Below are 6,072 nucleotides of genomic sequence, written 5' to 3' on the forward strand. Positions count from 1 at the left end.
CCAGGTTATGACCTCAGTTTCCGGCGAGGGCAACCAGCTCGAAGGCGGTCTTCCTGTCCAGCGACTCCCGGATGATGTCGGCGTGGCCGGCGTGCCGGGCGGTCTCGCGGATCAGGTGGAGCACCAGCCAGCGCATCGAGACGGCCTCCGCCGGGAACCAGGGCTCGTCGGGCAGCGGGAAGGTGTCGTCGAGGCTGGGCACCGAGCGGACGAACGCCTCCGTGTCGGCGGCGACCTGGTCCCAGTACGCGAGCTGCGACTCGACGGTCTCGCCGTCGACCAGCACGAAGCACTCGTGCCAGTTCGACTCGTCCCGCTTGACCGCGGGCGGCTCCCCCTTGGCCCGGGCGACCCAGCCCTGCTCGACCTCGGCGACATGCTTGAGCAGCCCGGCAAGGGACAGCTCGCTGACGCTGGGCCGGGACGCGGCCTGCTCCTCGGTCAGTCCGAGCAGCGCCCGGCGGATGCCGCCGCGCTGCTCCGCCAGGAAGGAGAGCAGCGCTCCGCGCTCGTCGCCCCGCTCCTCGGGTCGCACGTGAGTGACCATGTCCGGCCGCCTTTCATCGGGTCCGTCTGCCTGACACCGATGAAGTTACGGGGCCTTGCGGTCAGGTTCTGTCCGCAAGGGCCGGGCACAGTCGGACACGCCTCAGAACGGAAAACCGCTCCGCCCCCGCTGCACCGAGATCCACTTCAGCGTCGTGAACGCATCCAGCGTCGTCTCGCCGTTCAGGCGGCCCACGCCGGAGTTCTTCTCGCCGCCGAAGGGGACGAGCGGCTCGTCGTGGACGGTGCCGTCGTTGACGTGAAACATGCCGGTGTCGATGCGCTGGGCGAAGCGGATGCCGCGTTCGACGTCACCGGTGTGGACGGCGCCGCTGAGGCCGTACGGGGTGTCGTTGACGAGGCGTACAGCCTCCTCCTCGCCGTCGAAGGGGATGAGGAAGGCGACCGGGCCGAAGACCTCCTGGCGCAGCAGGCCGGAGTCGGCGGGGATGTCCGTCAGGACCGACGGCTCGACCAGGTTGCCGGTCGTCGTGCCCCGCACCAGGGCCGTGGCGCCCTCGGCGAGCGCCTGCTCGACCGTGCCCGAGATCGACTCCGCCTGGGAGGCGTTGATGACCGGGCCGATGACCGTCTGCGGGTCGCGCGGGTCGCCCGCCTTGAGAGACTTCACCTTGGCGACGAACTTCGCCGTGAACGTGTCGGCGATCGAGCGGTCCACCAGCACGCGGTTGGCGGCCATGCAGACCTGCCCCTGATGGACGTACCGGCTGAAGACGGCGGCGTCGACCGCGTAGTCGATGTCGGCGTCGTCGAGAACCACCAGCGCGCTGTTGCCGCCCAGTTCGAGGACCGCCCGCTTGAAGTGCTGCGCGCAGACGGTGGCGACGTGGCGACCGACCTTGTCGGAGCCGGTGAAGGAGATGACCTTGGGGACCGGATGCGCGAGGAAGGCGTCGCCGATCTCCGCGATGTCCGTGATGACGACGTTGAGCAGACCGGCCGGGAGTCCCGCGTCCTCGAAGAGCTTCGCGATGGCGGAGCCGCCGGCGACGGGCGTGTCCTGGTGGGGCTTGAGGACGACGGCGTTGCCCAGGGCGAGGGCCGGGGCGACCGACTTCAGCGACAGCAGGAACGGGAAGTTGAACGGGCTGATGACACCGACGACGCCGACCGGGAGGCGGTAGAGGCGGTTCTCCTTGCCGGGGTCCGGGGAGGGGATGAGGCGGTCCTCGGGGCGCATCGTGAGGCTCGCTGCCTCGCGCAGGAACTCCTTGGCGAGGTGGAGTTCGAAGCCCGCCTTCACATGAGTACCGCCCAGCTCGGCGATGATCACCTCGGTGAGCTCCTGCTCACGCTCCTCGATCAGGCGCAGCGCCTTCTCCAGGACCGCACGCCGGGCGAACGGGCCGGCCTCGGCCCACTCCTTCTGGGCCCGGGCGGCCGCACGGTAGGCCTGATCTATCTCGTCGACCGTGGCTATGGTGATCGCCGCGAGCTTCTCACCGTCGTACGGGTTGAAGTCGATGATCTCCCAGGAGCCGGTGCCCGGACGCCACTCGCCGTCGATGTACTGCTGAGCCAGGTCGGTGAAGTAGGACGACATGTGATCCCTCAATCCCCTGCCGCAGGACCAGTCGGAGGCGGCCCGGACGGCACGGCCGTCATGGACACCCGATCGACTTGTGATCTGATCTCACGTCATCGTACTGATGTCTTACGACAGTTGGAGCAGACCTCGGAGAAGATCCCGGCTCTCGGCCGGACCCGGGCTGTCCCGCTGCAGCTCCTTGAGGGCCTTCTCGTACTGGGCGACGTCCTCGGCCTTGTCGAGGTACAGCGCGCTGGTGAGCTGCTCCAGATACACGACGTCCGACAGGTCGGACTCCGGGAAACCGAGGATGGTGAAGGCGCCGGACTCGCCGGAGTGGCCGCCGAAGCTGAACGGCATGATCTGCAGCCGTACGTTGGGCCGCTCGGAGAACTCGATGAGGTGCTGGAGCTGCCCGCGCATCACCTCGCGGTCGCCGTAGGGGCGGCGCAGGGCGGCCTCGTCCAGGACGATGTGGAAGTCGGGGGCGTTCTCGGAGACGAGGTGCTTCTGCCGCTCCAGGCGCAGCGCCACCCGCTTCTCGACGTCGGACTCGCTCGCGCCCTTCATGCCGCGCCGGACGACCGCGCGTGCGTACGCCTCGGTCTGCAGCAGTCCGTGCACGAACTGCACCTCGTAGGCGCGGATCAGGGAGGCCGCGCCCTCCAGGCCGACGTACGTCGGGAACCAGCTCGGCAGGACGTCCGAGTAACTGTGCCACCAGCCCGCGACGTTGGCCTCGCGGGCGAGCGAGACCAGCGAGGTGCGCTCCGTCTCGTCATTGATCCCGTACAGCGTCAGCAGGTCCTCGACGTCCCTCGTCTTGAAGCTCACCCGGCCCAACTCCATCCGGCTGATCTTCGACTCGGAGGCGCGGATGTGGTACCCCGCCGCCTCGCGCGTGATGCCGCGCGCCTCACGCAGTCGCCTGAGTTGCGAGCCGAGCAGCATCCGCCGCACCACCGATCCGGGCTCTCCCGCGCTCACGTTCGCCAGCCTCCCCAACCGTCTTCAGGGCCCGCAGTCTGCCACTAAAACACTCCGAGCAGTACTCGTCCGATTACAGAGACGGAAAGAGGCCGAAGATTCCGCGACTGCCGGGGGAAGGAGAGGGCAAGCAGAGGGCAAGCGGACGGCTCGAAGTTGGCGGAAAAAATGACCAACAAGCGGTACGGGAGGGGCCAATTCGGTCGCGTGCACGTGCATCTGCCCTTGCATCTGCTGTAAGCATCCGAAACCATGGTCCCGCGCCACCGCTGCATCGCTGACCGCGAATTCCCGGGAGTGCCTCGCATGGGGACGAATGGATCGACCATGCTCGAGCCGTTACGGCAGGGCCTTCCGCCGCTGGATCCCGCGGCCGTGTCCAACGCCGCCTCCTGCGCCCTGCCCGGCCGCTACGAAGCGGTCCGCGAGGCACGGCGTTTCACGCGCGGAACACTCGACCAGTGGGACATCGGGGAACGCTTCGACGATGTCTGTCTGGTGGTCTCCGAACTCGTCACCAACGCCCTGCGGCATGCGCTGCCAACAGCGGGCCCGCGGGTACCGGAGGAGCCGGCCGTACGGCTGCACCTGATGCGGTGGACCGAGCGGCTGGTGTGCGCGGTGCGCGATCCCAGCAACGACAGTCCGGTCGCGCGCGAGGCCGACGACTTCTCGGCGGAGTCGGGGCGCGGACTGTTCCTCGTCGACTCCTTCTGCGACAGCTGGGGCTGGCATCCGCTCGCGGGCACGCTCAGCGGCAAGGTCGTCTGGGCGCTGTTCCGGCTTCAGCCCGACGGGTGACGAACCGCGGCACTTCTCCGTGCCGCGGTTCTACGCGCGTTACGGAGCGTCTGCGCACCGATACGCGCGAGTTGCCCCGGTGGTGGGGCGGGTCAGCCCGCTATCAGGTGGTCGAACTCGCCGTCCTTGATACCGAGGAGCATCGCCTCGATCTCCGCGCGCGTGTAGACGAGGGCAGGGCCGTCCGGGAAGTTCGAGTTGCGCACGGCCACCCGTCCGCCCGGCAGCCGCGCGAACTCCACGCAGGAACCCTGCGAGTTGCTGTGCCGGCTCTTCTGCCAGGCCACGCCGTGCAGCTTCGTGGCGGCCATGCCGTTGTACACACCGGACGCCGCGGCGCCGTGGTGCACGTCAGCGTCGTACACGTCACCGTCGTACACGTCGTGATCCACAGGTCGCTCCCCGGTGGTGCACTGGCTGGTGTGGCCATGGATGCAGTGGTCAACTGTGCCGGATCATAACCCTGTTCACGTGCAGATGCATGGGCAGATGCACGTGCACGGGGGGTGTTCCTGCGGTTACAGCTTTGACGACCGCTTTACCGAACCCGTTCCAGCGCCTGCCCCAGGGATCGCAGGACATGCGACCGCCATTCCCCGTCCATGGTCTTCCGCGCCATCAACTGCGCCGGATCGTCCGGATCGAATCCTTCGTGCACCGGAAGAGACGCGTTCCGCGGCCTTCGTGTTCCAACCTTCCTGTTCCAAGACGGCCGGCAGAAGAGAGATAGGCGATTCCCTACGCGTCGAGTGCAGGGAATCGCCTACCTGTACGGGTGTGCTCAGCGGCTGGAGTACGGCAGCAGCGCCATCTCCCGCGCGTTCTTGATCGCACGGGCCAGCAGCCGCTGCTGCTGGGCGGTAACGCGCGTGACGCGGCGGCTGCGGATCTTGCCGCGGTCGGAGATGAACTTCCGCAGCAGGTCGGTGTCCTTGTAGTCGATGTACGTGATCTTGGCCTGGTCCAGCGGGTTGGGACGGTTCTTGGCCGGCTTGCGCTCGGGCTTGCGGGGCATCGGAGTCAGACCTCCAGGAGGGTGTCGAAGGCGGGCGGCAGCCGCTTCCAGGCGTCGCGCCCGGCGGCGTACTCGGCGTCGGTCAGCAGGCAGGACTCCAGCAACTGCTCGAGTCCCTCGCGGTCGAGGCCGGGGGACGTGAAGACCAGGTGCTGGCAGCAGTCGCCGTGCTCGGGGTGCCAGTCCAGCGCTGCGGCGGCACGGCGCACCGGCGGCACCATCTCCCAGGCCGCGTCGGGCAGGGAGGCCAGCCACGGGCCCGCGCTCTCCACACACAGGGCACCGCCGGCCGCGTCCCAGTGCAGCAGCGTGTCCGGCCTGTCGGCGAGCCAGAACCGGCCCCGGCTGCGGGCGGCGGCGCAGGTCAGGTCCTCCAGCGCCTGATAGAGCCGCTCCGGGTGGAAGGGGCGGCGCCGGTGCCATACGAGCGTGGAGACGCCGTGCGCGTCGGCCTCGGCGGGCAGCAGGGCGCACGCCGGGTGCTGGGCCGCGGCGGCCGCCTCGACATCGAAACCGGCGAGGGCGGCGTGCGCCAGCGGGGAACGCGCGCCCGTCAGGTCGCCGTGGCCGATCGGGACCTGACGGGCCGTCGGGTGGAGTTGGGCGAGCAGCTCGCGGTCCTCGTCGTCGGCCTCCGGGGAGTCCAGGACGGCGAGGACGGGGGCGTACTCCAGCTGGCGCGCGAAGGTGTCGGCGACGGTGCGCTGGTCGGTGGCCGCGGCGGCAAGGCCGCGCTCGGCGAGGTCGTCGCCGTTGCCGAGGTACGGCAGCAGCAGCGCCGGGTCGACGGCGGTGATCACACCGGCGACCGTGAGCCCGCCGGACGTGACCACCTCGGCCATGGCCTTCGGCTCGACGGAGTCCCACAGCTCGACGACCGCGAGCGGCGTGCCGCCGGCGTCCGCGAGCCGCCGCAGCTCGGGCACCAGGTCCTCGCGCAGCGCGCAGCACGCGCAGTCGTTGACGAGCGGTGCCTCGCCGGCGTCCCGGATGCCGGTGGCGTCGCGGACAGTCCGTACGACCGTGCCGGCCGCGGCCGTCGCCAGGTTGTGATGGAGTACGACGCTGCCGGGCACGTCGGCGAGCAGCTGCTCGACGGCCGCCTTGCGGGCGTCGGCGTGCAGCCCGCCGACGATCACGACGGAGAGCTCGGGCATGGGCTAGCCCTGCTTCC

At 69.4% G+C, this 6,072-nt stretch carries 7 protein-coding genes and 1 pseudogene; 1 reads left to right on the forward strand and 7 read right to left on the reverse strand.

The genetic code is table 11. The features are described 5' to 3' along the window. Positions 1 to 13 precede the first annotated feature (13 nt). The 3 genes from ACTWQJ_RS44800 to ACTWQJ_RS44810 all read right to left on the reverse strand — a co-directional run bounded on the left by ACTWQJ_RS44800 (position 14) and on the right by ACTWQJ_RS44810 (position 3,046). Positions 14 to 547 (reverse strand): DinB family protein, encoded by a 534-nt coding sequence (locus tag ACTWQJ_RS44800; protein ID WP_443312141.1) that lies wholly within the window; start codon positions 545 to 547, stop codon positions 14 to 16. A gap of 102 nt (positions 548 to 649) precedes the next feature. Then, positions 650 to 2,110, reverse strand: coding sequence for an aldehyde dehydrogenase family protein (locus ACTWQJ_RS44805; RefSeq protein WP_443312142.1), 1,461 nt, complete (start codon positions 2,108 to 2,110; stop codon positions 650 to 652). Between the two features lie 111 nt (positions 2,111 to 2,221). Further along, positions 2,222 to 3,046: a helix-turn-helix domain-containing protein gene (locus ACTWQJ_RS44810; protein ID WP_443312145.1), complete on the reverse strand. Its 825-nt coding sequence runs from the start codon at positions 3,044 to 3,046 to the stop codon at positions 2,222 to 2,224. A 363-nt stretch (positions 3,047 to 3,409) separates the two neighbouring features. Between ACTWQJ_RS44810 and ACTWQJ_RS44815 the strand changes: the two genes are divergently transcribed. Continuing rightward, positions 3,410 to 3,883 (forward strand): ATP-binding protein, encoded by a 474-nt coding sequence (locus ACTWQJ_RS44815; RefSeq protein ID WP_443312143.1) that lies wholly within the window; start codon positions 3,410 to 3,412, stop codon positions 3,881 to 3,883. A gap of 92 nt (positions 3,884 to 3,975) precedes the next feature. On the opposite strand, the gene ACTWQJ_RS44820 is transcribed toward ACTWQJ_RS44815, so the two are convergent. The 4 genes and pseudogenes from ACTWQJ_RS44820 to ACTWQJ_RS44835 all read right to left on the reverse strand — a co-directional run bounded on the left by ACTWQJ_RS44820 (position 3,976) and on the right by ACTWQJ_RS44835 (position 6,055). Beyond that, a complete protein-coding gene (locus tag ACTWQJ_RS44820; RefSeq protein WP_224737352.1) occupies positions 3,976 to 4,275 on the reverse strand; it encodes a DUF397 domain-containing protein in 300 nt (99 codons plus the stop codon). Positions 4,276 to 4,421: 146 nt separating this feature from the next. Next, positions 4,422 to 4,585: pseudogene (locus ACTWQJ_RS44825) on the reverse strand (SRPBCC domain-containing protein); the annotation flags it as partial. 79 nt (positions 4,586 to 4,664) lie between these two features. Then, complete coding sequence (rpsR, locus tag ACTWQJ_RS44830; protein WP_224737353.1) at positions 4,665 to 4,898, reverse strand: 30S ribosomal protein S18; 234 nt, start codon at positions 4,896 to 4,898, stop codon at positions 4,665 to 4,667. A gap of 5 nt (positions 4,899 to 4,903) precedes the next feature. Continuing rightward, positions 4,904 to 6,055, reverse strand: coding sequence for a CobW family GTP-binding protein (locus tag ACTWQJ_RS44835; RefSeq protein ID WP_443312144.1), 1,152 nt, complete (start codon positions 6,053 to 6,055; stop codon positions 4,904 to 4,906). Positions 6,056 to 6,072 lie beyond the last annotated feature (17 nt).

Source organism: Streptomyces sp. KR55 (assembly GCF_052245645.1).
GTDB lineage: Bacteria > Actinomycetota > Actinomycetes > Streptomycetales > Streptomycetaceae > Streptomyces > Streptomyces flavusporus.

Coding starts and splice junctions, on each gene's coding strand:
- ACTWQJ_RS44800 (WP_443312141.1), bottom strand. CDS start 547: ATGGTCACTCACGTGCGACCCGAGGAGCGGGGCGACGAGCGCGGAGCG.
- ACTWQJ_RS44805 (WP_443312142.1), bottom strand. CDS start 2,110: ATGTCGTCCTACTTCACCGACCTGGCTCAGCAGTACATCGACGGCGAG.
- ACTWQJ_RS44810 (WP_443312145.1), bottom strand. CDS start 3,046: ATGCTGCTCGGCTCGCAACTCAGGCGACTGCGTGAGGCGCGCGGCATC.
- ACTWQJ_RS44815 (WP_443312143.1), top strand. CDS start 3,410: ATGCTCGAGCCGTTACGGCAGGGCCTTCCGCCGCTGGATCCCGCGGCC.
- rpsR (WP_224737353.1), bottom strand. CDS start 4,898: ATGCCCCGCAAGCCCGAGCGCAAGCCGGCCAAGAACCGTCCCAACCCG.
- ACTWQJ_RS44835 (WP_443312144.1), bottom strand. CDS start 6,055: ATGCCCGAGCTCTCCGTCGTGATCGTCGGCGGGCTGCACGCCGACGCC.